Annotated in this window: 30 protein-coding genes; 18 read left to right on the forward strand and 12 right to left on the reverse strand. The window is 68.2% G+C overall.

Annotated features, from left to right (window positions below):
- Positions 1-2 precede the first annotated feature (2 nt).
- Positions 3-143, reverse strand: coding sequence for a hypothetical protein (locus tag CHB86_RS24605; protein WP_176442828.1), 141 nt, complete (start codon positions 141-143; stop codon positions 3-5).
- Positions 144-281: 138 nt separating this feature from the next.
- Here CHB86_RS24605 and CHB86_RS09695 point away from each other — a divergent pair, with 138 nt between their 5' ends.
- A complete protein-coding gene (locus CHB86_RS09695) occupies positions 282-1,295 on the forward strand; it encodes a DUF808 domain-containing protein (protein WP_089232835.1) in 1,014 nt (337 codons plus the stop codon).
- A gap of 111 nt (positions 1,296-1,406) precedes the next feature.
- Here CHB86_RS09695 and CHB86_RS09700 read toward each other — a convergent pair whose 3' ends face one another.
- Both CHB86_RS09700 and CHB86_RS09705 read right to left on the reverse strand, forming a co-directional pair.
- Positions 1,407-1,655 (reverse strand): DUF6552 family protein, encoded by a 249-nt coding sequence (locus tag CHB86_RS09700; protein ID WP_089232836.1) that lies wholly within the window; start codon positions 1,653-1,655, stop codon positions 1,407-1,409.
- Positions 1,645-2,349, reverse strand: coding sequence for an SDR family oxidoreductase (locus tag CHB86_RS09705; protein WP_089232837.1), 705 nt, complete (start codon positions 2,347-2,349; stop codon positions 1,645-1,647). Before CHB86_RS09705 ends, CHB86_RS09700 begins: the two co-directional genes overlap by 11 nt.
- A gap of 117 nt (positions 2,350-2,466) precedes the next feature.
- On the opposite strand from CHB86_RS09705, the gene CHB86_RS09710 reads away from it, so the two are divergent.
- On the forward strand, positions 2,467-3,354 hold the full coding sequence (locus CHB86_RS09710) for a LysR substrate-binding domain-containing protein (RefSeq protein WP_089232838.1): 888 nt from the start codon (positions 2,467-2,469) through the stop codon (positions 3,352-3,354).
- A 401-nt stretch (positions 3,355-3,755) separates the two neighbouring features.
- On the opposite strand, the gene tkt is transcribed toward CHB86_RS09710, so the two are convergent.
- The gene (gene tkt / locus CHB86_RS09715) at positions 3,756-5,771 is read right to left on the reverse strand and encodes a transketolase (protein WP_089232839.1); all 2,016 of its coding nucleotides are present in this window, start codon (positions 5,769-5,771) and stop codon (positions 3,756-3,758) included.
- A 252-nt stretch (positions 5,772-6,023) separates the two neighbouring features.
- On the opposite strand from tkt, the gene CHB86_RS09720 reads away from it, so the two are divergent.
- A complete protein-coding gene (locus tag CHB86_RS09720; RefSeq protein ID WP_089232840.1) occupies positions 6,024-6,440 on the forward strand; it encodes a hypothetical protein in 417 nt (138 codons plus the stop codon).
- Positions 6,433-6,828, forward strand: coding sequence for a cell division protein ZapA (locus tag CHB86_RS09725; protein WP_089232841.1), 396 nt, complete (start codon positions 6,433-6,435; stop codon positions 6,826-6,828). The genes CHB86_RS09720 and CHB86_RS09725 overlap by 8 nt, the downstream gene beginning before the upstream one ends.
- Positions 6,829-7,358: 530 nt before the next feature.
- On the opposite strand, the gene grxD is transcribed toward CHB86_RS09725, so the two are convergent.
- The 6 genes from grxD to CHB86_RS09755 form a co-directional block, all read right to left on the reverse strand.
- Positions 7,359-7,721, reverse strand: a complete 363-nt coding sequence (grxD, locus tag CHB86_RS09730) for a Grx4 family monothiol glutaredoxin (protein ID WP_089232842.1) — start codon at positions 7,719-7,721, stop codon at positions 7,359-7,361.
- Positions 7,722-7,761: 40 nt separating this feature from the next.
- Positions 7,762-8,037 carry a hypothetical protein gene (locus tag CHB86_RS09735; RefSeq protein ID WP_089232843.1) on the reverse strand — a complete coding sequence of 92 codons (276 nt, stop codon included), beginning with the start codon at positions 8,035-8,037 and terminating at the stop codon, positions 7,762-7,764.
- Positions 8,037-8,279 carry a BolA/IbaG family iron-sulfur metabolism protein gene (locus CHB86_RS09740; RefSeq protein ID WP_089232844.1) on the reverse strand — a complete coding sequence of 81 codons (243 nt, stop codon included), beginning with the start codon at positions 8,277-8,279 and terminating at the stop codon, positions 8,037-8,039. Before CHB86_RS09740 ends, CHB86_RS09735 begins: the two co-directional genes overlap by 1 nt.
- A 192-nt stretch (positions 8,280-8,471) precedes the next feature.
- Positions 8,472-10,631, reverse strand: a complete 2,160-nt coding sequence (purL, locus tag CHB86_RS09745; RefSeq protein ID WP_089232845.1) for a phosphoribosylformylglycinamidine synthase subunit PurL — start codon at positions 10,629-10,631, stop codon at positions 8,472-8,474.
- Positions 10,632-10,833: 202 nt separating this feature from the next.
- The gene (locus tag CHB86_RS09750; RefSeq protein WP_089232846.1) at positions 10,834-11,634 is read right to left on the reverse strand and encodes a lytic murein transglycosylase; all 801 of its coding nucleotides are present in this window, start codon (positions 11,632-11,634) and stop codon (positions 10,834-10,836) included.
- A 319-nt stretch (positions 11,635-11,953) separates the two neighbouring features.
- The gene (locus CHB86_RS09755; protein WP_089232847.1) at positions 11,954-12,865 is read right to left on the reverse strand and encodes a LysR family transcriptional regulator; all 912 of its coding nucleotides are present in this window, start codon (positions 12,863-12,865) and stop codon (positions 11,954-11,956) included.
- Positions 12,866-13,117: 252 nt separating this feature from the next.
- Here CHB86_RS09755 and CHB86_RS09760 point away from each other — a divergent pair, with 252 nt between their 5' ends.
- From CHB86_RS09760 to CHB86_RS09780, 5 genes are all read left to right on the forward strand, one after another.
- The gene (locus CHB86_RS09760; RefSeq protein ID WP_089232848.1) at positions 13,118-14,023 is read left to right on the forward strand and encodes a lysophospholipid acyltransferase family protein; all 906 of its coding nucleotides are present in this window, start codon (positions 13,118-13,120) and stop codon (positions 14,021-14,023) included.
- The gene (locus tag CHB86_RS09765) at positions 14,023-14,835 is read left to right on the forward strand and encodes a glutamate racemase (RefSeq protein WP_089232849.1); all 813 of its coding nucleotides are present in this window, start codon (positions 14,023-14,025) and stop codon (positions 14,833-14,835) included. Before CHB86_RS09760 ends, CHB86_RS09765 begins: the two co-directional genes overlap by 1 nt.
- Before the next feature lie 55 nt (positions 14,836-14,890).
- On the forward strand, positions 14,891-15,919 hold the full coding sequence (argC, locus tag CHB86_RS09770; RefSeq protein WP_089232850.1) for an N-acetyl-gamma-glutamyl-phosphate reductase: 1,029 nt from the start codon (positions 14,891-14,893) through the stop codon (positions 15,917-15,919).
- A 43-nt stretch (positions 15,920-15,962) separates the two neighbouring features.
- Positions 15,963-16,415, forward strand: a complete 453-nt coding sequence (gene ccmE, locus CHB86_RS09775) for a cytochrome c maturation protein CcmE (RefSeq protein ID WP_089232851.1) — start codon at positions 15,963-15,965, stop codon at positions 16,413-16,415.
- Positions 16,416-16,611: 196 nt separating this feature from the next.
- The gene (locus CHB86_RS09780) at positions 16,612-16,998 is read left to right on the forward strand and encodes a hypothetical protein (RefSeq protein ID WP_089232852.1); all 387 of its coding nucleotides are present in this window, start codon (positions 16,612-16,614) and stop codon (positions 16,996-16,998) included.
- A gap of 34 nt (positions 16,999-17,032) precedes the next feature.
- On the opposite strand, the gene CHB86_RS09785 is transcribed toward CHB86_RS09780, so the two are convergent.
- Together CHB86_RS09785 and CHB86_RS09790 are read right to left on the reverse strand one after the other, a co-directional pair.
- Positions 17,033-18,325, reverse strand: coding sequence for a PQQ-dependent sugar dehydrogenase (locus CHB86_RS09785; RefSeq protein ID WP_089232853.1), 1,293 nt, complete (start codon positions 18,323-18,325; stop codon positions 17,033-17,035).
- 167 nt (positions 18,326-18,492) lie between these two features.
- Positions 18,493-18,867: a c-type cytochrome gene (locus CHB86_RS09790; RefSeq protein WP_089232854.1), complete on the reverse strand. Its 375-nt coding sequence runs from the start codon at positions 18,865-18,867 to the stop codon at positions 18,493-18,495.
- Positions 18,868-19,204: 337 nt separating this feature from the next.
- On the opposite strand from CHB86_RS09790, the gene CHB86_RS09795 reads away from it, so the two are divergent.
- The 9 genes from CHB86_RS09795 (at position 19,205) to CHB86_RS09830 (ending at position 25,863) form a co-directional block, all read left to right on the forward strand.
- Positions 19,205-19,816: a holin-associated N-acetylmuramidase gene (locus CHB86_RS09795; RefSeq protein ID WP_089232855.1), complete on the forward strand. Its 612-nt coding sequence runs from the start codon at positions 19,205-19,207 to the stop codon at positions 19,814-19,816.
- Positions 19,807-20,394, forward strand: a complete 588-nt coding sequence (locus tag CHB86_RS09800; protein ID WP_089232856.1) for a holin family protein — start codon at positions 19,807-19,809, stop codon at positions 20,392-20,394. The genes CHB86_RS09795 and CHB86_RS09800 overlap by 10 nt, the downstream gene beginning before the upstream one ends.
- Positions 20,381-20,572: a hypothetical protein gene (locus CHB86_RS09805; RefSeq protein WP_089232857.1), complete on the forward strand. Its 192-nt coding sequence runs from the start codon at positions 20,381-20,383 to the stop codon at positions 20,570-20,572. Before CHB86_RS09800 ends, CHB86_RS09805 begins: the two co-directional genes overlap by 14 nt.
- Positions 20,573-20,602: 30 nt before the next feature.
- Positions 20,603-21,028, forward strand: coding sequence for a hypothetical protein (locus tag CHB86_RS09810; protein WP_141134864.1), 426 nt, complete (start codon positions 20,603-20,605; stop codon positions 21,026-21,028).
- Between the two features lie 8 nt (positions 21,029-21,036).
- Positions 21,037-21,198, forward strand: a complete 162-nt coding sequence (locus CHB86_RS24610; protein WP_176442829.1) for a hypothetical protein — start codon at positions 21,037-21,039, stop codon at positions 21,196-21,198.
- A 192-nt stretch (positions 21,199-21,390) separates the two neighbouring features.
- On the forward strand, positions 21,391-23,370 hold the full coding sequence (locus CHB86_RS09815; RefSeq protein WP_089232859.1) for a heme lyase CcmF/NrfE family subunit: 1,980 nt from the start codon (positions 21,391-21,393) through the stop codon (positions 23,368-23,370).
- Positions 23,367-23,822 (forward strand): cytochrome c-type biogenesis protein, encoded by a 456-nt coding sequence (locus CHB86_RS09820; RefSeq protein ID WP_089232860.1) that lies wholly within the window; start codon positions 23,367-23,369, stop codon positions 23,820-23,822. Before CHB86_RS09815 ends, CHB86_RS09820 begins: the two co-directional genes overlap by 4 nt.
- Before the next feature lie 84 nt (positions 23,823-23,906).
- A complete protein-coding gene (locus CHB86_RS09825) occupies positions 23,907-24,683 on the forward strand; it encodes an enoyl-CoA hydratase-related protein (protein WP_245837868.1) in 777 nt (258 codons plus the stop codon).
- A gap of 208 nt (positions 24,684-24,891) precedes the next feature.
- Positions 24,892-25,863, forward strand: coding sequence for a lytic transglycosylase domain-containing protein (locus tag CHB86_RS09830; RefSeq protein ID WP_176442830.1), 972 nt, complete (start codon positions 24,892-24,894; stop codon positions 25,861-25,863).
- Positions 25,864-25,954: the final 91 nt, after the last annotated feature.

Here is a 25,954-nt window from a genome sequence, read left to right on the forward strand (position 1 = left end):
GCTCAGCGCCAGAAGGCCAGCCATTCCACCGCATCGATGAACTTGCGGCCAAGGAAGATGTGCAGGTTCCACTCGAAAGCCGCATTGGCGCCGATGGCGAAGGCGAGCAGCAGGGCGAGGAACATCCAGGATCGGGTCGACATGGGCAGAGGGTCCGGCGAAACACTTGCAATTTCTCTAATGGCTTGCGGCGGTGGCGACAATCGCCGGCCCTTTGCCTTGGCGCGGCGCAGGCGGGGCGTTAGGGTCCGCTGCAAGGAACGGGAACGCGCGAGGCGACGATGAGCGGATTGCTGGCACTTCTGGACGACGTGGCCGCGCTGGCCAAGGTGGCGGCGACCTCGATCGACGACGTGGCGAGCCAGGCGGTCAAGACCACGGCCAAGGTCGCGGGCGGGGTGATCGACGACGCGGCCAAGGCGGGCGCCAAGGCGGCGGGCGCGGTGATCGACGACGCGGCGGTGACGCCGAAATACACCATGGGATTCCCGGCGGCGCGCGAGCTGCCGATCGTCGGGAGGATCGCCTGGGGCTCGATCCGCAACAAGCTGCTGGTGCTGCTGCCGGCGGCGCTGGTCCTGAGCAACTTCGCGCCCTGGCTCATCGTGCCGCTGCTGATGCTGGGCGGGGGCTACCTGTGTTTCGAGGGCGCCGAGAAGATCCTGCACGCGCTGATGCCGCACAGGGAGCACGACACCCACGGCGACACCCCCGAAGATCCCACGCACCTGGAGGAAAGCCGGGTCGCGGGCGCGATCAAGACCGATTTCATCCTCTCGGCGGAGATCATGACGATCGCGCTCTCGGCGATCCCGGAATCGGGATTCTGGACCGAGGCGCTGACGCTGGCGCTGGTGGCGGTCGGCATCACGGTGTTGGTCTACGGCTCTGTGGCGCTGATCGTGAAGGCCGACGATATCGGACTGCTGATGGCCCAGCGGGGACGGCTCGGCCTGACCCGGGCGATCGGGCGCGGCATCGTGCGCGGCATGCCGACCTTCATGTCGATCCTGACGACCGTCGGCACGGCGGCGATGCTCTGGGTCGGCGGCAGCATCGTGATCCACGGGATGGAAGAGCTGCACCTTGGCGCCGAGGTCGGCCACTGGATCCACGACGTGGCCCATGCGGCGGGGCACATGGTGCCGGAAGACTGGTCCGGGGCGACGATCTGGTTCGTGACGGCGTTCCTCGACGGCATCTTCGGTCTCTTCGTGGGATTGCTGCTGGTACCGGTGGCCACGCGGGTGCTCATTCCGCTGGCCGGGATGTTCCGTGGCAAGGATCCTGCCTGACGCGACCGGCACGCCCGGCCCCGGGGAGCTCCCGCCCGGTCGCGCCGCATCGTGGATGCGGCCTCCCGGTTGGGCGTGGCGCGCGGCTTGCGCCGCGCGGGGCCCGGAGAGTCACCGGCTCGCCATGCCGAACAGCATGGAGCCGAGCGCGACGAGATGGATCAGGATAATCGCCTTATCGTTCCAGAGCAGGCCCACGATCAGCCAGCCGAGCACGCCGACCAGGAACAGGTACAGGTTCCACGGCGTCCAGCCGAAGCCGGTTCCGGCGTAGCCGAGGATCTTGATGATCGAGGCCACCCACTTCACGACGAAGACGGTCCGGCTGCGTGCGGCGATATCGGTTGCCTCAGACGCCACGGGTCAGCCCCCCGTCGATCCGCCAGTTCTGCCCTGTGACATAGGCACCGTCCTCCGAGGCGAGCCATCCGATCAGCGAGGCCACCTCGTCTTCCTTGCCATAGCGGCCCATCGGGATGCGCGCACGGCGTTCCCCGGTTTCGGGCAGGCTGTCGATGAAGCCCGGCAGGACGTTGTTCATGCGGATGTTCCGGGGCGCATACCTGTCGGCATAGAGCTTGGCGAAGCTGGCGAGACCGGCGCGGAAGATGCCCGAGGTCGGAAACAGCGGGTCGGGCTCGACGGCCGCGAAGGTCGAGATGTTGATGATCGCGCCACCGCCCTGGGCCTCCATGATCGGCGTGACGAGGCGGGTCGGGCGGATCACGTTCAGAAGGTAGACATCCAGCCCCGCATGCCATTCCGCGTCCGTGATCGCGAGGACGTCCCCGTTGGGACCGTGACCCGCCGAGTTCACCAGCACATCGACCCGCCCCCAGCAGTCCATCGCGCCGTCGACGAGGCGCGCAAGGTCCGCGACCGACTGGTTCGACCCCGTGACGCCGAGGCCGCAGAGATCCCGGGTGAGCGCCTCCGCCTTGCCGGAGGAGGACAGGACCCCGACCTTGAAGCCGTCGGCGGCGAGCCGTCTTGCAGCGGCCGCTCCCATGCCGCTGCCACCTGCGGTGACGAGGGCCACTTTTTCTATCGTCATGATCTTGCGCTCCCTGAGGGCGGCAGTCGGTCTGTCTTTCGTATCGTTCGGCAATTAGGCCGTATAGAATGCCCGGACCAGCCAGATCGGTTGCTGCGTGGGTGTAGGAAATCTATCGTGACAGACAGGATCGACCTGCCGCCGCTGAATGGCCTTCGCGCCTTCGCAGCCGCGGGCAGACATCTGACCTTTCGCGCGGCGGCGGAGGAGCTGGGTGTGACCCAGGGGGCCGTGGCGCAGCAGGTGCGCGGCCTCGAGGCACATCTTGGCCTGCGCCTGTTCCTGAGGGAGCCGCGCGGTCTGGCGTTCACCGAGGAGGGGCGCGCCTACCACGCGGCGGTCTCCCGTGCTTTCGCTCAGCTCTCGGAGGCGACCGGAGCGCTCCGGGCCGCGCCCTCGCGTGTGACCATCAGCGTGACCCCGACCTTCGCGTCGAAATGGCTCATCCCCCGGCTCGCGGAGTTCACGGCGGCACATCCCGGGATCGACCTTCGCATCACGGCGACGGAGCGCGTCGCGAGCTTCCATGCCGACGGGATCGACCTGGCGGTGCGGCAGGGCCGGCCGCCGTTCGGCGCGAGCCTGCGCGCCGACCTGCTGTTCCCGCAGGAGGTCATCGCGGTCTGCTCGCCCGGCCTCGTGGCCGATGAGCGCCTCCCGCTCGATGCAGCGACCCTGTCGCGCCTGACGCTGCTGCACGACACGCACGATCTCTGGCCCAGGTTCATCGTGGCGGCTTTCGGGCGGGAGACCGACCCGCCGCGCGGCCTGCGGTTCAACCAGACGACACTGAGCCTCGACGCGGCCCTCGCCGGTCAGGGGATCGCCCTCGCCAGCCGTCTCCTGGTTCAGCGGGACCTGGACGCCGGCCGCCTTGTGCAGCCGGTTGACGGGGCGCTTGAGGGAGGGCTGGACTTCCACCTCCTGGCGCCGCGCCAGGGGGCGTCCGGCGCGTCCTTGCATGTGCGGGAGTGGTTGCTCGGCATGAGGAGCAAGGAAGCCTGACGCTCCCTGGGGAGAGCCGTTCGCGGACGCCCTGCCTGCATGGCCGCCGCGCCTCTCCGCCGTAAACGCGTCTCTCGCGGGATAGCTCCGCCACGACAATCCGGCGGGACGCTCTTCTTCTTGGCTCAAATACCCAATGGCCTGACGGCGGGCGTGTCGCGCGTTGCGAGGAGCCGACGACGACCGGAGCCGGGATTGCCGCCTCGCCAAGATCAGGCGCTGGTGGTCAGTTCCCTGACGGCGCAGGCATCAAGACCAGCGCGGCCTTCCGGCAAGCTGTCAGGGGGAGCCATCAACGACGCACGCGGCCCGAGGGGCCGCGTGCCCGGCCCAACCGGGCCGGTGACATCTTCGATGTCGCCGGGCCGGGCGGGAGCGCACCGGCCGCGGCGGGGGAGCGCTCAGAGCAGGGACTTGACCTTTTCGGCGGTCGCCGCGGCGGTGATGCCGAAATGCTCGAAGAGTTCGCCGGCCGGCGCCGAGGCGCCGAAGCTGTCCATGCCGATGAAGCCGGCCTTCGCCTCGCGGCCGCGCTCGCCGCAGAGCCAGCGGTCCCAGCCCTGCTGCACGCCGGCCTCGATCCCGACACGCACCGCGCCGCTCGGCAGCACCTTGCGGCGGTACTTCTCGTCGGCCCGGGCGAAGAGCTCCATGCAGGGCATGGAGACGACGCGGGTGCCGATGCCCTCGGCCTCGAGCAGGTCGCGCGCGGCCATCGCCACGGCGACCTCGGAGCCGGTGGCCATCAGCACCGCCTGGCGCTTGGCTTCGGCCTCGGCCAGCACGTAGGCGCCGCCGGCGGTGAGGTTGGCGGGCTTCGCAACCTTGCGCAGGGTGGGCAGGCCCTGGCGGGAGAGCGCCAGCACCGAGGGGGTGCCGGTCTGCTGCAGCGCCAGTTCCCAGGCCTCGGCGGTCTCCACCGCGTCGGCCGGGCGGAAGACCAGCGTGTTGGGCGTGGCGCGCAGCATGGCAAGGTGCTCGACCGGCTGGTGGGTCGGGCCGTCCTCGCCGAGGCCGATGCTGTCATGGGTCATCACGTAGACCACCGGCACGCCCATCAGCGCGGAGAGGCGCATGGAGGGGCGGGCATAGTCGGTGAAGCACATGAAGGTGCCGCCGTAGGGCCGCACGCCGCCATGCAGGGCGATGCCGTTCATCGCCGCCGCCATGCCGTGCTCGCGCACGCCGTAGTGGATGTAGCGGCCCTTGCGGTTGCCGGGCTCGAACACCGTCATCTCCTTCGACTTGGTGTTGTTGGAGCCGGTGAGGTCGGCCGAGCCGCCGAGGGTTTCGGTGAGGATCGGGTTGATGACGTTGAGCGCCATCTCGGAGGCCGAGCGGGTCGCCACCTTGGGGGCGTCGGCCACCAGCTGCGCCCGGTAGTCGCGCAGCGCCTTGGCGAGTTTTTTCGGCAGCTCGCCGGACTGGGCGCGGGCAAACTCGGCGCGCTTGCGGTCGGAGAGGGCGGCGAGGCGCGCGTCCCACTCGGCGCGGTCGGCCGCGCCGCGAGCGCCGATGGCCTCCCAGGCCGACTTGATCCCGGCCGGGATCTCGAACGGGCCGTGCTCCCAGCCATAGGCGGCGCGGGTGTCGGCGATGAGCTGCGCGTCGGTCAGCGCGCCGTGGCCCTTGGAGGTGTCCTGGGCGGAGGAGCCGAGGGCGATATGGGTCTTGCAGGCGATCATCGTCGGTCGATCCGAGGACTTGGCCGCGGTCAGCGCTGCGTCGATCGCCTCGGGGTCGTGGCCGTCGCATTCCAGCACGTTCCAGCCGGAGGCCTGGAAGCGCATCTTCTGGTCGGTGATGTCGGCCAGCGCGACCTTGCCGTCGATGGTGATGCCGTTGTCATCCCACAGCACGATCAGGCGCGAGAGCTGCTGGCGGCCGGCCAGCGCGATCGCCTCCTGGCTCACGCCCTCCATCAGGCAGCCGTCGCCGGCGATGCAGTAGGTGTAGTGGTCGACGATCTTCGGGCCCCAGGTGGCGCGCAGGTGCTCCTCGGCGATGGCGAAGCCGACCGCGTTGGCGATGCCCTGGCCGAGCGGGCCGGTCGTCGTCTCGACGCCCATGGCGTGGCCGTATTCGGGGTGGCCGGCGGTGATCGAGCCGAGCTGGCGGAAGTCCTTGAGCTGCTCGAGCGTCATGTCGGGCGAGCCGGTCAGGTGCAGCAGCGAATAGAGCAGCATCGAGCCGTGGCCGGCGGAGAGGATGAAGCGGTCGCGGTCGGGCCAGCCGGGATTGGCGGCGTCGAACTTCAGGTGCTTCTCGAACAGCACCGTGGCGACGTCGGCCATGCCCATCGGCATCCCGGAGTGGCCGGAGTTCGCGGCGGCCACGGCGTCCAGCGTCAGCACGCGGATCGCGCAGGCCTTCTGCCAATGGTCGGGATGGGCATCTTTCAGAGCTGCAATATCCATGGCGAGATCCTTTCGTATGCGCCGCGGTCGCGCACGGGGCGCGACAGAAGGGGTTGGCGCGGTGTAGCAGGGGGAGCGGGCGGGTCAAGGCGGCTTGGCGCGCATGAAGAAGCCGCCCTAAGTACCTGACCACCAAGGGGGGCGCATTCCGCTGGCTTGTTGGTTAGTATTCATTCAATTGAGGGGAGGGCCGATTCGCTGCGGCTGCCGGACCCGCCCCTGAGACAAGAGCCGCGAAACGGGGAGATGAGCATGAGCGAAATTGCCGATCTCGAGAGCCGGATCAGCGCCGCGATGGCGCGGATCGGACGTGCCGTCGAAGGGTACCAGGGCGGTGGCGGCGGCGCCTCGTCCGAGGAGCTGGACCACGCCCGCGGGGCCGCGGAGGCCGCCGAGGCCGAGGCGCGCAAGGCACAGGCCCGGGCGGAAGCCGCCGAAGCGGAGGTGGCGCGGCTGCGCCAGGCGCTCGAGGCGGAAACCACCGCCGGCGGGCAGCTGCGCGAGCGCGTCGGGTCGCTGAAGTCGATGAAGGACCGCCAGCAGGAACGGATCGTGGAACTGGAGGCCGAGCTCTCCGCGCTGGCGGGGCAGCGCTCGGCCGACCGCGAAGAGCTCGACGGCCTGATCTCGGCGCTTGAGCCGCTGGTGAAGGAGCAAAGCGATGCCTGAAGTGCGGATTGTCGTGGGCGGCAAGGAATTCACCGTGGCCTGCCAGGAAGGCGAGGAGCCGTTCCTGCAATCCGCGGCGGCGATGCTGGACCGCGAGGCGCAGGGGCTGGTCAGCCAGATCGGCCGGATGCCGGACGCCCGGATGCTGCTGATGGCGGGGCTGATGCTCGCGGACCGCACGGCGGCCTACGAGGAAAAGGCAGCCGCCGCGGAGGAGAAGCTCGCCCGGCAGGAGCGCCTGATCGAGGAGATGAAGGCGATGCCCGCGCCCGAGCCCGAGCGCGTGGAAGTCGCGGTGATCCCGCCGATCGTCAGCGATACGCTGGCCGAGATCGCGGCCCGCGCCGAGGCGCTGGCGGCGCTGGCCGAGGAAAAGGCCGGACGCTGACGGCGGGGCCGGGGGGCTCCCGCCCCTTGGCGATGCCTTGCGGCATCTTCGCGGGTTGGGCGTGGCACGCTTCGCGTGCCGGTCCTGGCGGGACGGGCAAGGCGCGCGCCTGCGACGATTGGCGCAGGGCCGACACGGCCGCGATCGAGCGGTCCGCCTGCCGCGTACACGGCATCACCCCGGTATGACCGTCGATCTGTGCGTGGTGGCGGCCCGGCGCGGCCGTGATCTCTCCAGATTCGAATCCCGAAACAGGCGGGCCGCGATGTGTTGTGCCGAACGTTCTTTCGGGGAGGCCTGGCCGGTGGCGGGCGGCGTCGGAATGCAAGCGTGGCGTCCTGCGCTCAGAGAACCAGGCCCATTTGCCCTTCCACGCCTTCGATGACGATGGGCCCGAATGAAAATGCCGGCCTGAAGAGTGGCCGGCACGAACATTCGTCGGGCGGCGGCTGCGTGGACCGCCGCTGCAAATCGCCGTTCGGCCCGGCGATGGCGCCCCGATGCGGTGCAGACCGCGCCGGGGTCGGCAATCAGGCGTTGGCTTCGCGGATCTTGTCCGCCGCTTCCTTGTTGTAGGCGACGCCGTTCTGCTCGAAGAGCTGGTCCAGCTCGCCCGACAGGGTCATCTCGGTGACGATGTCGCAGCCGCCGACGAACTCGCCCTTCACGTAAAGCTGCGGGATCGTCGGCCAGTCGGAATATTCCTTGATGCCCTGGCGGATCTCCTCGTCGGCCAGCACGTTCACATCGGCGAAATCGACGCCCATGTAGTTGAGAACGCCGGCCACCCGCTGCGAGAACCCGCATTGCGGCGCCATCTTGGTGCCCTTCATGTAGAGCACGACATCGTTCTCGGAGACGGTCTTTTCGATCTGGGCTTTAGCTTCGGTCATTTTTCCACATCCATTGTCCTGTGCCGGCAGGCGCGGTTTCCTACACTCCGGAGAGGTCCGAGCGGATTTCTTCCTTGCGCTGCCGTTCCATTTCGCGCCGGCGGAGCCTGAGCTCGATTTCATAGGCATCCGCCACGTCGGGGTCCACCCCATCGCGCCGTGCTTGCTCCAGATAGGCACGGCGCGCCGATTCTTCAGCTTCCAGCGGGTCGAACCCGGTGCGCGGACCGCTGAGGGCCCGCTTCAGGGCGAACGCCATGATGCCAGCCAGCGCAGCGAGCGCGAGGGTGACGGCCATGGCGTTGCCGCCGGACATCAGTCCGGCGCCTTGGTGGTCAGGGCCAGCGCATGCAGGTCGGCCTGGCTGCCGTCCATCATGCCCTTGAGCGCGGCATAGACGGCGCGCTGCTGCTGGACCCGGTTCATGCCGCGAAAGCTTTCGTCCACCACCTCGGCGGCGAAATGGGCGCCGTCGCCGGCCATGTCGGTCACCTTGACCTTGCCTTGCGGAAAGGCCTCGCGAAGAAGCGTCTCGATCTGCTGGGCCTCGATGGCCATGGGTGTAATCCCTGTCACGTTGTGTTTCGATGGAAGTTAGGGCCGCCGGACAATGGCCGCAAGGGTGCGCGGGGCGATCCCCGCCACGGCGTGGCGCCGGTCACCTGAGGTGCCGGGCCTCGTCTTCTTGGCGAAAATACCCTCGCCGAAGGCACCGCGCCATCGGCGCGGCCCGCTCGGTGCGCTCCGCGTTCAGCCGACGGCCTCGGCGAAGGCGCTGCGGAAGATCCGCGAGAGCTCCGCCAGCGGGGCCTCGGCATCGCCGATGCGCACCGTTTCGCCGGCAAAGCGGCCGACCGTCTGCAGCGGCACGCCGGCCTGGCCCGCGGCGACCATCAGCGCCTCGGCCTTGTCGAAGGAACAGGCGATCAGGTAGCGCGCCTGGTCCTCGCCAAAGAGCGTCGCCGTGTCGGCGGCGTCGAGGATCACGCCGATGCCGGCGGTTTCGGCCATCTCGAAGGCGGCGAGCGCCAGCCCGCCGTCCGACAGGTCGGTGCAGCCGTCGATCCACTCGCGGTTGGCGCGGATGAAGTCGCCATGCGCCTTCTCGGCTGCGAGGTCTACCTGGGGTGCGTCGCCGTCCTCCCGGTTGAAGACCTCCGCAAGAAGCGCCGACTGGCCGAGGTGGCCGGTGGTCTCGCCGAGCAGCAGCAGCACGTGGCCCTCGCGGGCGTCGCGGCCGATGACCTGGTCCAGGTCCTCGATCAGCCCGACCGCGCCGATGGTCGGCGTGGGCAGGATCGGCTCGCCGTCGGTCTCGTTGTAGAGCGAGACGTTGCCGGAGACGATCGGCATGTCGAGCGCGGCGCAGGCCTCGCCGATGCCTTTGATGGCGCCGACGAACTGGCCCATGATCTCGGGCTTTTCGGGGTTGCCGAAGTTGAGGTTGTCGGTGGTCGCGAGCGGCTTCGCACCGACGGCGCAGAGGTTGCGCCAGGCCTCGGCCACGGCCTGCCGGCCGCCCTGGAGCGGGTTGGCGCGGACGTAGCGGGGCGTCACGTCGGAGGTGAAGGCCAGCGCCTTGTTGGTGCCGTGCACGCGGGTGATGCCGGCGCCGAGGCCGGGCACGCGCACGGTGTCGGCCATGACCATGTGGTCGTATTGCTCGAAGACCCGGCCCTTGTGGGCGTAGTTGGGCGAGGCGATCAGCGCCTTGAGCGCGTCGATCGGGTCGACCTCGGGCACCGGGTCCATTTCCGGCGCGGCGGGCGTTTCGACCCAGGGGCGGTCGTATTCGGGGGCGGAGCCGGCGAGGGTGGCGAGCGGCAGGTCGGCCACGACGGCGCCCTTGTGCTCGATCAGGAAGCGGTCTTCCGGGATGGTCTCGCCGACGATGGCGAAATCGAGGTCCCATTTCTCGAACACCGCGCGGGCCTCGGCCTCCTTCTCGGGGCGCAGCACCATGAGCATCCGCTCCTGGCTTTCGGAGAGCATCATCTCGTAGGCGGTCATGTTCTCTTCACGCTGCGGAACGCAGTCGAGGTCGAGCTTGATGCCGAGCTTGCCCTTGTCGCCCATCTCGACGGCCGAGCAGGTGAGGCCGGCGGCGCCCATGTCCTGGATCGAGATCACGGCACCGGTCTGCATGAGTTCGAGGCAGGCTTCCATCAGGCGCTTTTCGGTGAAGGGGTCACCGACCTGCACCGTGGGGCGCTTTTCCTCGATCGTGTCGTCGAACTCGGCGGAGGCCATGGTCGCGCCGCCGACACCGTCGCGGCCGGTCTTGGCGCCGAGGTAGACCACCGGCATGCCGACGCCGGAGGCGGCGGAGTAGAAGATCTTGTCGGCATCCGCGAGGCCCGCGGCGAAGGCGTTGACCAGGCAGTTGCCGTTGTAGGCGGCATGGAAGCGGACCTCGCCGCCGATGGTCGGCACGCCGAAGCAGTTGCCGTAACCGCCGATGCCGGCCACCACGCCGGAGACCAGGGAGCGGGTCTTGGGGTGCGAGGGTTCGCCGAAGGAGAGGGCGTTCATCGCCGCGATGGGGCGCGCGCCCATGGTGAAGACGTCGCGCAGGATGCCGCCGACGCCGGTCGCGGCGCCCTGGTAGGGCTCGATGTAGGAGGGGTGGTTGTGGCTCTCCATCTTGAAGACCACGGCCTGACCGTCGCCGATGTCGACCACGCCGGCGTTCTCGCCGGGGCCGCAGATCACCTGCGGGCCCTCGGTCGGCAGGGTGCGCAGCCATTTCTTGGAGGATTTGTAGGAGCAGTGCTCGTTCCACATCGCCGAGAAGATACCGAGCTCGGTGAAGTTCGGGTCGCGGTTCAGGATCCGCAGGATCTCGGCGTATTCCTCGGGCTTGAGGCCGTGGGCCGCGATGATTTCCGGCGTGATGGCTGGCTCTTGCATGTTCGTCCCCTTTGTCCGCTGCGCTTTTATTCGGGCGCGGCGAAAAGGGGAAGGGTGGTTTGGGCAAGGGCGGCTTTGCGCGGGCCCGGAGGGGGAGGGGTCGCTGCCCCCGCTGCGGCCGGGCCGCAGCCCCCCGGGATATTTGCGGACAGAAGAAGCGGGTGCGGGCGATGGCGGATCGCGCGCATCCGGAAGGGCCGGCTCAGCCGTCGATCTGGGCGCCCATCACGGCCAGCGACTGCTGGTACACGGAGGCCGCGTTCCATTCCTTGAGCACGTTGTAGTTGCGGGTGCCCGGCTGGTACGGCTGTCCGGGGGCCCAGCCCTTCATCCGCAGGTAGTTGGCGGTCGAGGCGAGCGCGTCGGACATGTTGTTGAAGTCGATGCGGCCGTCGCCGTTGCCGTCCTGGCCGTAGCGCAGGGCGTTGCCGGGCAGGAACTGGGTGTGGCCGAGTTCGCCGTGCTTGGCGCCAATGGCGTTGGGGGACATCATGCCCCGATCGATCATCACCAGCGCGCCCATCAGATGCGGCTGGAAGAACTGTGGGCGGCGGCAGTCGTAGGCGAGGGTCGCGGTGGCGTTGAGCACGTTGGAATCGCCCATGAAGCGGCCGAATCCGGTTTCCATGCCGTGGATCGCGATGATGACGCCGGAGGGGACGCCATAGGCGCGCTCGAGCGACTGGTAGAAGCCGGGGTTCTGCGCCTTGCGCTTCTTGCCCTGTGAGACGATCACGTTGCAGCCGCGCTTCTGGCAGAACTGGTCGTAGCTGAGCTTGAAGCTCTTCTGCCCGCGGTCGGCGTTGATCGTGGCCTGGGAATACTGGGTGTTGGCAAGGGCCGAGAGGCCGCGCTGGCCGATCCCGGCGCGCGACGCTTCGGCCGCGAATTCCCGCTTCCACGCGTCGAAGCCCGAGGCGGAATTGCCGCAGCTGGCGGCGTGGCCGGCGGTGGGAAGGGACAGCGCCGCGGCGAGGGCGATGGCGGCGAACTGGCGGAACATGGGACACCTCCGGATCTGGGTTCGGCGCATCATAGACCAGCTTTCCGGTTTGCAAAATGCCGGGATTCGCGGAGGGCGCCTGTGGAAAACGGTGAGAATTTCAGCGGTTCGGGGATGGAAAAGGTCGAAAAAAAAGGCCGAGACAAGTCTCGGCCCAAGTCCAACAGGGAGGTAAAGACGAGCGAAGAACGCCCGTCGATACTCCGGATGTAGAAAAGTGAACGGTCCGGTTCAAGTCCAAAATTGCCGCAAGTGCAAATAGCGGGTTTGCCTGTGTTGCAAGTGCAACGACGCCCGGACGCTGTACGGGAGGGGCCGGTCAGCCCTCGTCGGGCTGGCTGGCCTCGAGAATCCGGCGGTGCGCCTGGATCTCCTCGACCACGAAATCGCGGAAGGCGGCGATCCGCTTGGACTGCCTGAGTTCCTCCGGGTAGGCGAGGAAAACCGGCACTTCGGCGCTCTCCACCTCGGGCAGGACGCGCACGAGATAGGGCTCGGAAGCCACGATGTAGTCGGGCAGGACGCCGATGCCGAGGTTGTTCTTCACGCACTGGAGCACGCCGAAATAGTTGTTGACGTTCAGCCGCGAGGTGATGTCGTGGCCGATCAGCCATTGCACCATCGAGGCGCCGGCGGAGACCTGGGTAGAGGAGGTCCCCTGGCAGATCAGCCGATGGTCGCGCATCTCGTCCGCGGTTTGCGGCATGCCGAACTGCTCGATGTAGTCCCGCGATGCGTAGAGCCGCATCCGGACCGTCATCAGGCGCTTGCGGATCAGGTCGGCCTGCGAGGGCTCCTTCATCCGGATCGCGACATCGGCCTCGCGCATCGGCAGGTCGAGCACCCGCTCTTCCAGCATCAGGTCGATGTTGAGATCGGGGTACTTGCCGTAGAGCTTGGCCAGGCGCGGCGCCAGCCAGAGGCAGCCGAACCCGTGGGCGGTGGTCACGCGCAACTCGCCGAAGACCTCCTCCTCGCTGTCGCGAATCCGGGCCGAGGCGGCCTCCAGCCGCTTGCTCATGCCGCGCGTCGCCTCGTACAGCAACTCGCCCTGCTCGGTGAGGATCAGGCCGCGGGCATGGCGGTGGAACAGGGTGGTGTTGAGGCTCTCCTCGAGCGCGCGAATCTGCCGCGAGACGGCCGACTGGCTCAGGTGGAGGGAATCTCCCGCGTGGGTGAGACTTCCGGCGGAAGCGACGGCGTGAAAGATCCTGAGCTTGTCCCAATCCATGGAGTTCAATTCCGGCTGCGAAGGTTTGCGATGGTCCGCGGATGCGTCAAAGCGTTTTGGCACGCTCTGCGCCAGGATCATATCCCCAATGCGTGAAAATTTGTAAATCGCGACGACTTGGCCCCGGTCGCCGCCCGGCGATCGGCCTCGGGGAGCGTCGTGGCTCTCCCTATCCCTGCCACGGTGTCCTATATCATGTGGCTAAGCCCCGGAAGGCACGGTATGACGCCCGGCAGATTGGAGGCCGCTGGAATGTCCGACAGGCATGTCGCCCGAGACATAAGCTATGCAACGAGCGTGCGGTCGCGGGGCGGCCGGGCGCTGGTGCGCGTTCTGGAGAACGCCACCGGCAGGATCGGGCTGATCCGGCGGGCGGAGGGCTATGAGCACGAGGTCGCCGCGGGCAAGGATTTCTGGGGGGTGATGGTCGCGCGCTACGGGCTGAGCCTCGACGTGGTCGGCGGAAGCCTCGACAACATCCCCGCCGAGGGGCCGCTGATCCTGATCGCCAACCATCCCTACGGCATCCTCGACGGGTTGATGATGGGGCATATGCTGTCGATCGTGCGGGGGGATTTCCGCATTCTCGCCAACAGCGTTTTCCGCAAGGCCGAGGACCTGAACAAGGTGATTCTGCCGGTGTCCTTCGACGAGTCCAAGGAGGCGATGAAGGAGAACCTGGCGACCCGGAAGATCGCGCTGGAATACCTTGCCGCGGGCGGCGCGATCGGGGTGTTTCCCGGCGGCACTGTCTCGACCTCGGCCAGGCCGTTCACCCGGCCGATGGATCCGGGCTGGCGCAGCTTCACCGCGCGGATGGTGGCCAAGTCGAACGCCTCGGTGGTGCCGATCTTCTTCGAGGGGCACAACAGCCGGCTGTTCCAGTTCGCCAGCCACCTGCATTCCACCTTGCGGCTGGCGCTGCTGATCAAGGAGTTCCGCAAGCGGGTGGACGAGCCCGTGCGGGTTGTGATCGGCGAGCCGATTCCGCGCGAGGAACTTGCCAAGAGGGCCGGGGATTCCCGCGCAATGATGGATTTTCTGCGCTCCGAGACCTATGCGCTGTCGCCGCGGCCGTTGAAGTCGCTCGACTATGGCTTCGAATTCGAGGACAGATACCGGGAAGACAAGGGCGAGAGGGGGCCACGGATCTACTGATGGCAGTTGGCATATTCGACAGCGGGCTGGGCGGGCTGACCGTTCTGGATGCGGTGAGCAAGCGTCTCCCCGAGGTGCCCTTCGTCTATTTCGGCGACAACGCCCATGCGCCCTACGGCGTGCGGGACGCCGACGACGTCTATGCGCTGACCACCTCGGCGGTGGAGCGGATGTGGCAGGAGGGGTGCGACCTGGTGATTCTCGCCTGCAACACGGCCTCTGCGGCCGCGCTGCGGCGGATGCAGGAGAGCTGGGTGCCGCGCGAGAAGCGGGTGCTCGGCGTCTTCGTGCCGCTGATCGAGGCGCTGACCGAACGCCAGTGGGGGGACAACTCGCCGCCGCGCGAGGTCGAGGTGAAGCATGTGGCGCTGTTCGCCACGCCGGCGACGGTGCGCAGCCGGGCCTTCCAGCGCGAGCTGGCCTTCCGCGCCATCGGGGTCGACGTGGAGGCGCAGGCCTGTGGCGGCGTCGTGGATGCGATCGAGGAGGGGGACATGATCCTCGCCGAGGCGCTGGTCCGCAGCCATGTCGACGCGCTCAAGCGCAAGATGCCGGACCCCGAGGCCGCGATCCTTGGCTGCACCCATTACCCGCTGATGGAAGACATCTTCCGCGATGCGCTCGGCCCCGACGTGAAGGTCTATTCCCAGGCCAACCTGGTGGCGGAGAGCCTTGCCGATTACCTCGAACGTCATCCCGCGATGATCGGGCCGGGCGAGGCGCCGCGCTTCCTGACCACCGGCGATCCGCGCAGGGTTTCGAGCCGCGCGACCCAGTTCCTGCGACGACAGATCGAGTTCACCGCCGCGTGAGTGCGGCAATTCTCGACCTTTGACGCAATCGAAATCCTAATATGTAAGGGCAGACATGACCTATTCCGTCGCCATCCTCGGGGCGTCCGGCTACACCGGCGCCGAACTCGTACGCCTGATCGCAACTCACCCCGGTCTGGAGGTGCGTGCGCTGTCGGGCGACCGCAAGGCAGGCATGGCAATGTCGGAGGTCTACCCGCACCTGCGCCACCTGGACCTGCCGCCGCTGCAGAAGATCGAGGAGATCGACTTCGACGGCGTCGACCTGTGCTTCTGCGCGCTGCCCCATGCCACAAGCCAGGCGGTGATCGCGGAGCTGCCGCGGAGCGTGAAGGTGGTGGACCTGTCCGCCGATTTCCGGCTGCGCGACCCTGTGGAATACGAGAAGTGGTACGGCAAGCCGCATTCGGCGCCCGAGCTGCAGAAGGAGGCCGTCTATGGCCTCACCGAGTTCTACCGCGACGAGATCCGCGGCGCGCGGCTGGTCGCCGGCACCGGCTGCAACGCGGCGACGGGGCTCTATTCGCTGCTGCCGCTGATCCGGGCCGGGGTGATCGACCTCGACGACATCATCCTCGACATGAAGGTGGGCGTCAGCGGGGCCGGGCGGTCGCTCAAGGAGAACCTGCTGCATGCCGAGCTGTCGGAGAGCTGGTTCCCCTACAGTGTCGGCGGCAAGCACCGGCACCTGGGCGAGTTCGACCAGGAGTTCAGCAAGGCCGCCGGCCGCAAGGTCGAGGTGCAGTTCACCCCGACGCTGCTGCCCGCCAACCGGGGCATCCTGGCTGCGACCTATGTGCGCGGCGATGCGGCCGAGATCCATGCGACGATGCAGGCGGCCTATGGCGACGAGCCGTTCTTCGCCGTGCTGCCGATGGGCGAGGTGCCCGCGGCCAAGCATGTGCGGGCGAGCAACTTCGTCCATATCGGCGTGGTGAAGGAGCGCGCGGCGGGGCGTGCGACGGTCTATGCCACGCTGGACAACCTGACCAAGGGGTCGTCCGGCCAGGCGATCCAGAACGCGAACCTTATGCTCGGGCTGCCGGAGACCGAGGGGCTGATGCTGGCCCCCGTCTATCCGTGAGGCCCGGGGCTGTCTCCGAGGGAGGGCGACGACCATGCAGGGAATGAAAGGGCTCAAGAAGAAGCGCCGGATCCAGGTGATCCTGGTGGCCTTTATCGCCCTGGCGGGCAGCACGGCGCTGATCGGCTACGCGATGCGGGACGGGATCAACTACTTCCGCGCCCCGTCCGACGTGGTTGCCGAGCCGCCGGCGGAGCGCGAGACCTTCCGGATCGGCGGCCTGGTGGAGGAGGGCACGCTGGTGCGCGGGCAGGGCGAGACCATCACCTTCAGCGTGACCGATGGCGGCGCCTCGGTGCAGGTCTCCTACACCGGCGTGCTTCCCGACCTGTTCGGCGAGGGCCAGGGCATGATCGGCACCGGCAACCTGGTGGACGGCGTCTTCGTGGCCCGCGAGATCCTCGCGCGCCACGACGAGACCTACATGCCCAAGGAGGTCATGGACGCGCTCAAGGAGCAGGGCGTGTACCAGGACCCGGCCGAGAGCGGCTCCTGACACCGGCCCGGCTCGGACTGCCGACCGTCCTCCCGCGATCGTTGGGCTGCGCTGCCGGTGACGCTGGCCGATGGCCGGACGGTGCCGATAATGGGCCGGCTTGAGGATGGGGGCGCCGTCGGGGTGGCGCGTTTCGCGTCCTTGATACGAGGCCGGCACGCGGAGATACTGCCCGGGCAAACCATGGAGCGAAGTCATGCGCATTGCACTGCCGCTCGCAGCGATCACCGTCGCACTTTCTGCCGGGGCCATTGCCGCTGACACGATGGCGGCGACCAAGCGCGCCAGGTCGGGCGATTTCGACGCCACGGACGAGGTTCGTTGCGCGCAGGAGGTCGGACAGGCGCTTGGCACATGCGGCGCGTCGGTCGCCCGCGTCGACGGTTCAGCGGCGGTAACGGTGACATTTCCCAACGGCTTCGCGCGAATGCTGACGTTCTCCGAGGGGGCGTTCCTTCGCGGCTCTGCCACCATGTCGGGCGTTGGAACCGACATCGACTGGAGCCTGTCCGATGGCGTCTACACCATTCGCGTGGATGACCAGCGCTTTGACATCCCCGATGCGCTGGTGATCGGGGACTAGGCCGCGCGACGGTGCCGCGCGGCCCGTGTTCAGGTCAGCTGCCGGGGGTCAGCTTGTAGATCGTGCCCTCGTCGATGGCCGTGTAGAGGCTGCCGTCCGGCCCCATGACGACCGACCGGAAGCGCCCGGGCTCCATCGGCAGGGTCATTTCGGTCACGTCCTCGACGTCGGTATTGTCGTCGTTGAACTGGATGACGTCGATCCGTTGTCCGATCGGCGTTCCGCCGAACCCGATCCCCATGATGCCCACGACCATGGCGCCGTCCCAGTCACCCCAGGCATCGCCCGCGAGGAACGCGGCCGACGAGGTGCCCTGCGACCAGCCGTTGTTGTTCCAGATCGGCGGCATGGCGTCGGGATAGGTGTCGAAATCGGTCATCGGCATGTAGGCCGCGCGCTCGTAGCGGTTCATGCCCTCTTCCTGGTTCGGGCTGTAGCCGCAGTAATTGTCCGGACAATCCTCGCGTCCGGCCATGTTCGGCCGCGGATCCCAGCCGGCATTGCCGCCGTTCTGCAGGATCGTGATCTCGTCGGAATGCCACGGACCGTGCTCGGCGGTGATGGCCTGACCGGTCTCGGGGTGGAAGGCGATGCCCTGGACGTTGCGGTGCCCGTAGGTATACGTCCGCGTGTCGAAGCCCTCGGGCGGGCTGTTGTCGGGATGGGCGTTGCCGTCGGTGTCGATACGGATGACCTTGGAGCCCATCATCGTCGGGCTCTGCGGCACCTCGCCATTGTGGGTATCGCCGGTCGTCAGCCAGAGCGCGCCATCCGGGCCGAAACGCACGCGCCCGCCGTTGTGGGCACCGGGGCCTCCGAACGGATGGTTCGATGCGGCCATCTTGTAGGGCACGTCGTCGACGATGTCGGTGCGGTCCGCGACGCCGGTGAAGTCGTCGTTCACGGTGAACCGCATCAGGCGGTTGGTGTGCGGATCCGACATGTTCGACGTCGAGTAGACGTAGATGCGACGGTTGTTGGAGAAGTCCGGATCGAAGGCGACCCCCATCATGCCGGCCTGGCCCTCGCAGAACAGGTCGGAGCCGTTGTCAGCGTAGCCTTCGGTCTCGCCGACACCGTAGAGCGCGTTGACCGATCCGTCCGGCATCCGCACCGAGAGACCCTTGCATTTCTCGGTGAACAGCATCGTGCCGTCATCGAGAAACGCCATGTCCCACGGGTTTTCCAGCCCGTCGAGCACGACCTCGGATTGAAGGCTGGTGGTGTTCATGCCGCTTTGGGCAAATGCCTGCGATGACATGATCGCCGTACCAGCGAGCAGCGACGCGACGACGGGGAGCGTCGAGCGGTGCATAGAATGAAACATTGTGTCCTCCCTTAGGTGTTGTATCTCGCCAACCGGGGGTGTTTTCGCACTCTTATGTACCGGCCTGGCCGAGACTCCCTACGGTAATCTGCGGTCATGCAACCGGTCAACGCGGAACTTACGTCGGGGAAGTCTCTGGCCGCGCAGGTATCGTCAATCGTTCGGGATCAGTCGAATGCGGTGGCGATGTAGACCGACAGGTTCGCGATGTCCGCGTCCGACAGCTTCTTCGCGTTCTGGATCATCAGTATCGAGTTGGGTCCGAATTTCTCGCCCGCCCGGTAGCGCTCCAGTTTCTCCGCGAGGTAATCCGGCTCCTTGTCCGAGAGCTTCGGATAGCTGGCGGCGCCCTGCGCCTTGTTGCCGTGACAGGCCCGGCAGGATTTCTTGAATATCTGTTCAGCCGCGGCGAGGTCCACATCTTGCGAAGCCGTGGCCGTTGCGGGCGTTTCGCTTGCGCTGGCGTCGGGCGTCTCGCCTTCAGCGAAGGCCGCGAGCCCCCAGAGGACCAGCGGCGCGCTCAGTATGATCTTCGATGACATGTTCACGGTCTCCGAGAGTTGAACGGTTCGTCTACGCTAGTTCCCTTTGCAACATTGTCCAGCGAGCAGCGGGCGTCGAAACGCGCGGAGCGCTCTGCGTCCTTGCCTCGGAGCTGCGGCGATGATCGACGGAAGCCGCCATGTGCACGGCACGGTCGGATGGTGGGCTGCGCCGGGAAACGGGCCACCGTCGCGGCCTGTCGAAACGGGCGCCGGGGCCGGCGCGGACCGGTTCGGGAATGCCGCTTGCAGGGGCCGAGCGAACGGCCGGGTTCATCTTTCTTAAACCATTTGGGCCAGCTTCAGGGGCATTCCTAGGCACCGGAGAGCAGGCTCCATGAAAGACATTGAGGCAATCGCCAGCGAGATCGTCGCCCGCGAGGGCGGCTTTGTGAACGATCCGGACGATCCGGGCGGGGCGACCAAGTATGGCGTCACCATCGGCACCCTGCAGCGGCTCGGGATGGATCTCGATGGCGACGGGCGGGTCGGCGTGAGCGATGTGCAGCGGCTCGACCGGGCGACGGCAGTGCGCATCTTCATCGAGCATTACTTCCACCGGCCGCGGATCGCCGCGCTGCCGCAGGCGCTGCAGGCGAGTGTCTTCGACATGTACGTGAACGCCGGGTCCAACGCGGTGAGGATCCTGCAGCGGCTGCTGGTGCAGATGGGCGAGACGGTCGCGGTCGACGGAGTGATCGGGCCGCAGACCATCGCCGCGGCGGAGCGCGCCGCCGTGAGGGCGCCGGACCACCTGGCGGACGCCTACGGGATTGCCCGGCGCAATTACTACTACGCCCTGGCCGATGCCAGGCCGGCCAGCCGCAAGTACGCCCGCCGCCGGGATGGCGGGAAGGGCGGCTGGATCGTGCGGGCAGAGGAGTTCATCGCTCCGCGCTTTCACCTGTCGGAGGCCCAGCACCGGGCGCGGGTGGCGGCATGGGGGTGATGTCGGCGCTGATGGGCACGCTGTTCGGCGACGGGCGCAACGCGGTGGCCGAGACGGTGGAGCTGTTTCGCGAGAATGCCGAGAACGGCGCCGCGCGGGAAGCCGCGCTCAGCCAGGCGGCGCTGGCGCAGTTCGCGGCGGAGTTCGCCGGCACGCGCCGGTCGCCGTTCGACGTGGTGATCGACGGGCTCAACCGGCTGCCGCGGCCGGCGCTGGCGCTCGGCACGCTGGCGCTCTTTGTCTCGGCGATGGTGGACCCGGTGTGGTTCGCTTCCCGGATGCAGGGCATCGCGCTGGTGCCGGAACCGCTGTGGTGGCTGCTGGGCGGGATCGTCGGCTTCTATTTCGGTGCCCGTCACCAGGCCAAGGGGCAGGAGTTCCAGCGCTCGATCGCCGCAACCCTGGCGCAGGCGGGGCAGGTGACCGAGGGGCTCGCGGCGCTGGAGGCGCTTCGGGGCGGGGCTCTCGCCCGGCAGGCCGCGCTGCCGGCGCCGGTTTCCGAGCCTGTCGACGACGAGGAGGCCGCCACAGATGCGCCGAACGCGGCGCTGGCGGAGTGGAAGAATGCCCGTGGCTGAAGGATTCTGGATCACCCTTGTCACCGAACACGGACCCTGGGTGCTCCTGGTCTTCTACCTGCTGTTCCGGGACCATCAGAAGGACGATGCGACCCGGACCATCCTGAACCGAAACACCGAGATCATCGTCGAGATCACCACGCTGATCCGCGAGAGGCTGCCGCGCGACCGCGTGTGAGCCAGACCCCTCCCGAAAGAGGAAATGGACGTGAAACAGGCACTTACCATCTATGCCGTCCTGCTGGGCGCGATCCATGCGTCCTACCTGAGCCAGGGTTACCTGGGCACGGCGGAGATCGCCTTCGGGGCGCTGACCGTGATGGCGCTGATGATCTCCGCGATCTTCCTGTGGCTCTGGGCGATGCGGATGTCGCCGCTGTCGCTCGGCATGGCGTTCTCCTGGGCCGGGGCGGCGATGGTGATGGGGTGGTGGTGGCTATTCACCCTGCTGGGGGCGCCGGTCTCGATGGAGCGCAGCGAGATGCTGCTGGGGCTGGTGGGGCTGATGCTGACCGGGGCGGTGCTGCATTTCGAGGTGCTGGAGACCTCGCTCGGGCATCGGCGCGGCAGTTTCCTGCTGCCTGTGGCCGGCGCCTTCGCGGTCTCGGTCCTGCTGCTGATCCTTGTCAGGTGAGCTGTCCGATGCGCGGGATCTGGCGGGTCTGGATGGGGAAGGTGGCGGCCGATCTGCGCCGCACCGCGCGCAAGCTGCTGCTGGGGCGGCGATTCCTGCAGACGCTGGAGCGCAACCGGGAGGCGGCGGATCTTCTGGACCTGGCATTGAAGGAGATGCTGGAGCGGTAAGGCCCGGGGCGGCGCGAAACGGATCTTCTGCGAAGATCCGGCCTTCGGCGAGGGTATTTGGGCCAAGAAGATGCTGTTGGGGCGATTATTGGCACAAGGCGGCCCCGGGCGAGCGATCTGCTCCCGCTATCGTGAGGGCATGGTGCCGCAGGCCCGTTGCCGGAGGGCGGGGGCTCGGCTAATTTGCCGGCCATGATAGTCGAACTCGGCCACTTCGCCCTCGTCCTCGCCGCGCTTGTCGCGATCGTTCAGATGATCGTTCCCATGATCGGAGCGTCCCGGCAATGGAGCGGCTGGATGGCGGCTGCCGTTCCGGCGGCGACGATCCAGTTCCTGCTGGTCTCCGCCTCCTTCGCCGCGCTGACCTATGCCTTCGTGGTGTCGGACTTCTCGCTGCGGCTGGTGGTGATGAATTCGCACACCGCGAAGCCGATGCTCTACAAGATCTCCGGCGTCTGGGGGAACCACGAGGGCTCGATGCTGCTCTGGGTGCTGATCCTGGCGCTGTTCGGGGCCTGTGCGGCCTGGTTCGGCGGCAATCTGAAACCCTCGCTCAAGGCGCGGGTCCTGGCGGTCCAGGCGTCGATCTCGGTGGCCTTCTACGCTTTCATCCTGTTCACCTCGAACCCGTTCCTGCGGCTCGCCACGCCGCCGATGAACGGCGAGGACCTGAACCCGTTGCTGCAGGACCCGGGCCTCGCCTTTCACCCGCCGTTCCTCTACCTCGGCTACGTGGGCCTTTCGATGGCCTTTTCCTTTGCTGTCGCGGCGCTGATCGAGGGCAAGGTCGATGCCGCCTGGGGCCGCTGGGTGCGGCCCTGGACGCTGGCGGCCTGGCTGTTCCTAACCATCGGCATCGGGCTCGGCTCCTGGTGGGCCTATTACGAGCTGGGCTGGGGCGGGTTCTGGTTCTGGGACCCGGTCGAGAATGCCTCCTTCATGCCCTGGCTGCTGGCGGCGGCGCTGCTGCACTCGGCCATCGTGGTGGAGAAGCGCGAAGCGCTGAAATCCTGGACCATCCTGCTCGCCATCATGGCCTTCGGCTTCTCGCTGATCGGGACGTTCCTCGTGCGCTCCGGCGTCATCACCTCGGTCCATGCCTTTGCCAACGATCCGGAGCGCGGGGTGTTCATCCTGCTGATCCTCGCGGTGTTCATGGGCGGTGCGCTGACGCTGTTCGCGGCACGGGCCAACGTGATGCAGGCCAAGGGCGTCTTTGCGATGGTCAGCCGGGAAAGCGCGCTGGTGGCCAACAACGTGCTGCTGGCGGTGTCGGCCTTCGTGGTCTTCGTGGGCACGGTCTGGCCGCTCTTCGCGGAGCTCGCCTTCGATCGCAAGCTGAGCGTCGGCGCGCCCTTCTTCAACGCGGCTTTCACGCCCTTCATGGTGGCCCTGACCGCGATCCTGCCGATCGGGGCCATGCTGCCCTGGAAGCGCGGGACGCTCGCACGGACGATGCAGCCGCTCTGGGGCGTTCTGGCGCTGAGCGTGGCCTTTGGCGCGCTGGTATGGGTGATGCAGACCGGCGGCGCGATGCTGGCGCCGGTCGGGCTGGCGCTGGCGACCTGGGTGACCCTCGGGGCGCTGGTCGATCTCTGGAGCCGGACCGGTCGGGGCGACATTTCCAGCCGGCTGCGGCGCCTGCGCAACCTGCCGGGTGCGGACTGGGGCAAGACGACCGCCCATATCGGCCTCGCGGTGACGGTCTTCGGGATTTCCGGCCTGATGGCCTGGGAGAGCGAGGACATTCGCGTGGCGCGGATCGGCGAGCGGTTCGAGCACGCGGGCTACGAGGTCGAGCTGCGGGACGTGCGGGACGTGCAGGGGCCGAACTACGTGTCGACCATGGCGACCATGGCGGTCTATCGCGACGGCGACGAGATCGCGGTGCTGCATCCCGAGAAGCGCGTCTACCCGGTGGCCGGAATGCCGACCTCCGAGGCCGGGATCGACAACGGCTTCCTGCGGGACGTCTACCTTGTGATCGGCGACGCGCAGGCCGACGGCGGCTATGCGGTGCGGACCTACATCCGGCCCTTCGCCAACTGGATCTGGGCGGGCTGCATCATCATGGGGATCGGCGGGGTCTTCTCGCTGACCGACCGTCGCTATCGCATCGCCGCGGGCGCCCGCAAGCGCCGCGCACCCGCCGCCGGAGTGCCCGCAGAATGAAGCGCCTTGTCCTCGCCCTCGGCCTCCTGCTCGCCGCGCCGGCACAGGCCGTCACGCCTGACGAAATCCTCGACGACCCGGCGCTGGAGGCGCGGGCGCGGGAGATTTCCAAGGGGCTCCGCTGCCTGGTCTGTCGCAACGAGAACATAGACGAATCCAATGCCGAGCTGGCCTCCGACCTCCGGGTGCTGGTTCGCGAACGGCTCGTCGAAGGCGACAGCGACGAGGAGGTCCTGGACTACGTCGTCGACCGCTACGGCGAATACGTGCTGCTCAAGCCGACCGCGACCGGGGCGAACCTGGTGCTGTGGATCGCGGGGCCGGCCATGCTGCTGGTCGCCGGCGGGCTCGGTCTGGTCTATGTCCGCCGCCGTGGCAGCGCGCCGGACGCCGCCGCCGCCGGTCTCTCCGCCGAAGAAGAAGCGCGGCTGCGCGACATTCTCGAGGAATGACGTAACGGCCCGGCCGGGGCGGACTTTTGCGATGCCGATGGCCGGCCTATGCTCGCGCCGACCGGTTATGAGGGAGACGGCAGGGTGCAATACGACGCAATTACCTATGCGGTGCGCGACGACGTCGCCTTGGTGACGATGAACCGCCCCGAGGTGATGAACGCGCTCAACACGCAGATGCGGGCCGAGATCGCTCATGCGGTGCGGCGCGCCGGATCGGAAGCGCGGGTTGTCGTGCTGACCGGCGAGGGGCGGGCCTTCTGCTCCGGGCAGGATCTGGGCGACCGCGCCAACGTGGGCCACATCGACCTCGAGCGGACGCTGCGCGACGAATACATCCCGATGCTGGAGGCGATCACCGAGAGCCCGGTGCCGACCATCGCGGCGGTGAACGGCGCCGCGGCCGGGGCAGGGGCCAACCTCGCGCTGGCCTGCGACGTGGTGATTGCCGCCGAGAGCGCCGTGTTCCTGCAGGCCTTCGCCCGGATCGGCCTGATCCCGGATGCCGGCGGCACCTACATGCTGCCCCGCCAGATGGGCGCGGCCAAGGCGATGGGGGCGGCGCTCTTTGCCGAGCCGATCACCGCGCGGCAGGCCGATGCCTGGGGGATGATCTGGGAAGCGGTGCCGGACGAGGATTTCCCGGCGCGCTGGTGGAGCCGGGCGCTGCACCTGGCCAAGGGCCCGACGGCGGCCTATCGCGCGGCGCGGCAGGCGCTGCGCCAGGGCTGGGACAACACGCTGGCGGCCCAGCTTGAGCTGGAAGCGCAGTTGCAGGGGGAATGCGGGCTGAGCCGGGACTTCAAGGAAGGTGTGCTGGCCTTCCTCGAGAAACGTCCGGCCCATTTCGAGGGACGCTGAGCGCCTGCGGTTCGGCCCCGCGCCTGCTCTTCATCGCCCGCGCCCGCCGCGCGCCGAAGGCGCGCGGCCCGGCCCAACCGGCCGGGGCCCATCTTTGATGGGTGTCGGCCGGGCGGGAGCCCTTGCCGCCGGCTTTTTCCTTTGGCGGCGATGCGAAACGTGGTTCCCTTCGGCCGGTGTGGATGTCTGGGTTGGTGGAGAGCGTGGCATGGCCGCAGGGAGGCAACTCGGGGCAGGGCGCGGCAGGCGGCGGCTCGGGCGCGCCCTGGTGCTGGGGTTGTGCCTGGCGCTGCCCGCCCTCGCCGATCCTCCTGGCCCCCCTGTGCGGGAGCCGGGCCAGCTCCGCCCGCCGCCGCGACCGGCGGCGCTTGGCAAGGCCGACCTGCGCTGCACCCCGGATGGCGCCCATTGCATCGCACTCGAGAGCTACACTGCCGATGTCTGCCGCACCATCGAGGCCGCCGCCTCCGAGGCCGGGCTGGACCGGGATTTCTTCGTCCGGCTGATCTGGCGCGAGAGCCTGTTCGACGCCTCCGCCGTCAGCCCGGCCGGCGCGCAGGGCATCGCGCAGTTCATGCCGGGTACCGCGCTGCTGCGGCGGCTCGACGACCCGTTCAACCCGGCCAAGGCGCTCCGGGCCTCGGCAATCTACCTGGCCGAGCTGCGGGACCGCTACGGCAACCTCGGCCTCGCGGCGGCAGCCTACAATGCCGGCGAGGACCGGGTGGAGGATTTCATCGACCGTGACCGCATCCTGCCGCTGGAGACCCGGCGCTACGTGCCCGCGATCACCGGCTATTCGGCGCTCGACTGGCGCGACGCCCCGCCCGAGAGCCTGGCGCTGACGCTCGATGACGACCGGCCTTTCCGCGAGGCCTGCGTCGAGCTGGCCGAGTCGCGCCGGTTTCGCGAGTTCCGGATGCCCGACGTCTACCACCCCTGGGCCGTCATCCTGGCGGCCAACCCGAGCCAGGGCGTGGCCGCGCAGCGTGTGGAGCAGTTGCGCCGCCGCCGGCCGGTCCTCGAGGAGTATGACGTCACCTTCCGGCGGATGCGGCTGCCGGCCCGGTCCGGCCGGCAGGTCACCGCCCAGATCGGCGCCGACAGCCGCGCCGAGGCGCAGCGCCTCTGTGGCCGCCTGCGGGGCGGCGGGGTGCCCTGCGTGGTGCTGCGCAACTGACCCCTTGAATTTGCAGCCGCCCGGGGCCAGATAGGCACTCGGTCAGGGACGCCGGCCGCTCGCATGCGCTGGTCGCAATGGTGAAGTCCCG

The sequence above is a fragment of the Tropicimonas sediminicola genome (assembly GCF_900188335.1).
GTDB classification, from domain to species: domain Bacteria; phylum Pseudomonadota; class Alphaproteobacteria; order Rhodobacterales; family Rhodobacteraceae; genus Tropicimonas; species Tropicimonas sediminicola.

What these genes read in the sequence shown, in the direction of transcription:
- CHB86_RS09790 (WP_089232854.1), bottom strand. Translation starts at nt 18,867, where the DNA reads ATGTCATCGAAGATCATACTGAGCGCGCCGCTGGTCCTCTGGGGGCTC.
- tkt (WP_089232839.1), bottom strand. Translation starts at nt 5,771, where the DNA reads ATGGATATTGCAGCTCTGAAAGATGCCCATCCCGACCATTGGCAGAAG.
- CHB86_RS09815 (WP_089232859.1), top strand. Translation starts at nt 21,391, where the DNA reads ATGATAGTCGAACTCGGCCACTTCGCCCTCGTCCTCGCCGCGCTTGTC.
- CHB86_RS09780 (WP_089232852.1), top strand. Translation starts at nt 16,612, where the DNA reads ATGCGCATTGCACTGCCGCTCGCAGCGATCACCGTCGCACTTTCTGCC.
- CHB86_RS09760 (WP_089232848.1), top strand. Translation starts at nt 13,118, where the DNA reads ATGTCCGACAGGCATGTCGCCCGAGACATAAGCTATGCAACGAGCGTG.
- CHB86_RS09740 (WP_089232844.1), bottom strand. Translation starts at nt 8,279, where the DNA reads ATGGCCATCGAGGCCCAGCAGATCGAGACGCTTCTTCGCGAGGCCTTT.
- CHB86_RS09830 (WP_176442830.1), top strand. Translation starts at nt 24,892, where the DNA reads ATGGCCGCAGGGAGGCAACTCGGGGCAGGGCGCGGCAGGCGGCGGCTC.
- grxD (WP_089232842.1), bottom strand. Translation starts at nt 7,721, where the DNA reads ATGACCGAAGCTAAAGCCCAGATCGAAAAGACCGTCTCCGAGAACGAT.
- CHB86_RS09805 (WP_089232857.1), top strand. Translation starts at nt 20,381, where the DNA reads ATGCCCGTGGCTGAAGGATTCTGGATCACCCTTGTCACCGAACACGGA.
- CHB86_RS09720 (WP_089232840.1), top strand. Translation starts at nt 6,024, where the DNA reads ATGAGCGAAATTGCCGATCTCGAGAGCCGGATCAGCGCCGCGATGGCG.
- CHB86_RS09800 (WP_089232856.1), top strand. Translation starts at nt 19,807, where the DNA reads ATGGGGGTGATGTCGGCGCTGATGGGCACGCTGTTCGGCGACGGGCGC.
- CHB86_RS24610 (WP_176442829.1), top strand. Translation starts at nt 21,037, where the DNA reads ATGCGCGGGATCTGGCGGGTCTGGATGGGGAAGGTGGCGGCCGATCTG.
- CHB86_RS09765 (WP_089232849.1), top strand. Translation starts at nt 14,023, where the DNA reads ATGGCAGTTGGCATATTCGACAGCGGGCTGGGCGGGCTGACCGTTCTG.
- CHB86_RS09750 (WP_089232846.1), bottom strand. Translation starts at nt 11,634, where the DNA reads ATGTTCCGCCAGTTCGCCGCCATCGCCCTCGCCGCGGCGCTGTCCCTT.
- argC (WP_089232850.1), top strand. Translation starts at nt 14,891, where the DNA reads ATGACCTATTCCGTCGCCATCCTCGGGGCGTCCGGCTACACCGGCGCC.
- CHB86_RS09705 (WP_089232837.1), bottom strand. Translation starts at nt 2,349, where the DNA reads ATGACGATAGAAAAAGTGGCCCTCGTCACCGCAGGTGGCAGCGGCATG.
- CHB86_RS09795 (WP_089232855.1), top strand. Translation starts at nt 19,205, where the DNA reads ATGAAAGACATTGAGGCAATCGCCAGCGAGATCGTCGCCCGCGAGGGC.
- CHB86_RS09695 (WP_089232835.1), top strand. Translation starts at nt 282, where the DNA reads ATGAGCGGATTGCTGGCACTTCTGGACGACGTGGCCGCGCTGGCCAAG.
- CHB86_RS09820 (WP_089232860.1), top strand. Translation starts at nt 23,367, where the DNA reads ATGAAGCGCCTTGTCCTCGCCCTCGGCCTCCTGCTCGCCGCGCCGGCA.
- CHB86_RS09755 (WP_089232847.1), bottom strand. Translation starts at nt 12,865, where the DNA reads ATGGATTGGGACAAGCTCAGGATCTTTCACGCCGTCGCTTCCGCCGGA.
- ccmE (WP_089232851.1), top strand. Translation starts at nt 15,963, where the DNA reads ATGAAAGGGCTCAAGAAGAAGCGCCGGATCCAGGTGATCCTGGTGGCC.
- CHB86_RS09735 (WP_089232843.1), bottom strand. Translation starts at nt 8,037, where the DNA reads ATGTCCGGCGGCAACGCCATGGCCGTCACCCTCGCGCTCGCTGCGCTG.
- CHB86_RS09725 (WP_089232841.1), top strand. Translation starts at nt 6,433, where the DNA reads ATGCCTGAAGTGCGGATTGTCGTGGGCGGCAAGGAATTCACCGTGGCC.
- CHB86_RS24605 (WP_176442828.1), bottom strand. Translation starts at nt 143, where the DNA reads ATGTCGACCCGATCCTGGATGTTCCTCGCCCTGCTGCTCGCCTTCGCC.
- purL (WP_089232845.1), bottom strand. Translation starts at nt 10,631, where the DNA reads ATGCAAGAGCCAGCCATCACGCCGGAAATCATCGCGGCCCACGGCCTC.
- CHB86_RS09785 (WP_089232853.1), bottom strand. Translation starts at nt 18,325, where the DNA reads ATGTTTCATTCTATGCACCGCTCGACGCTCCCCGTCGTCGCGTCGCTG.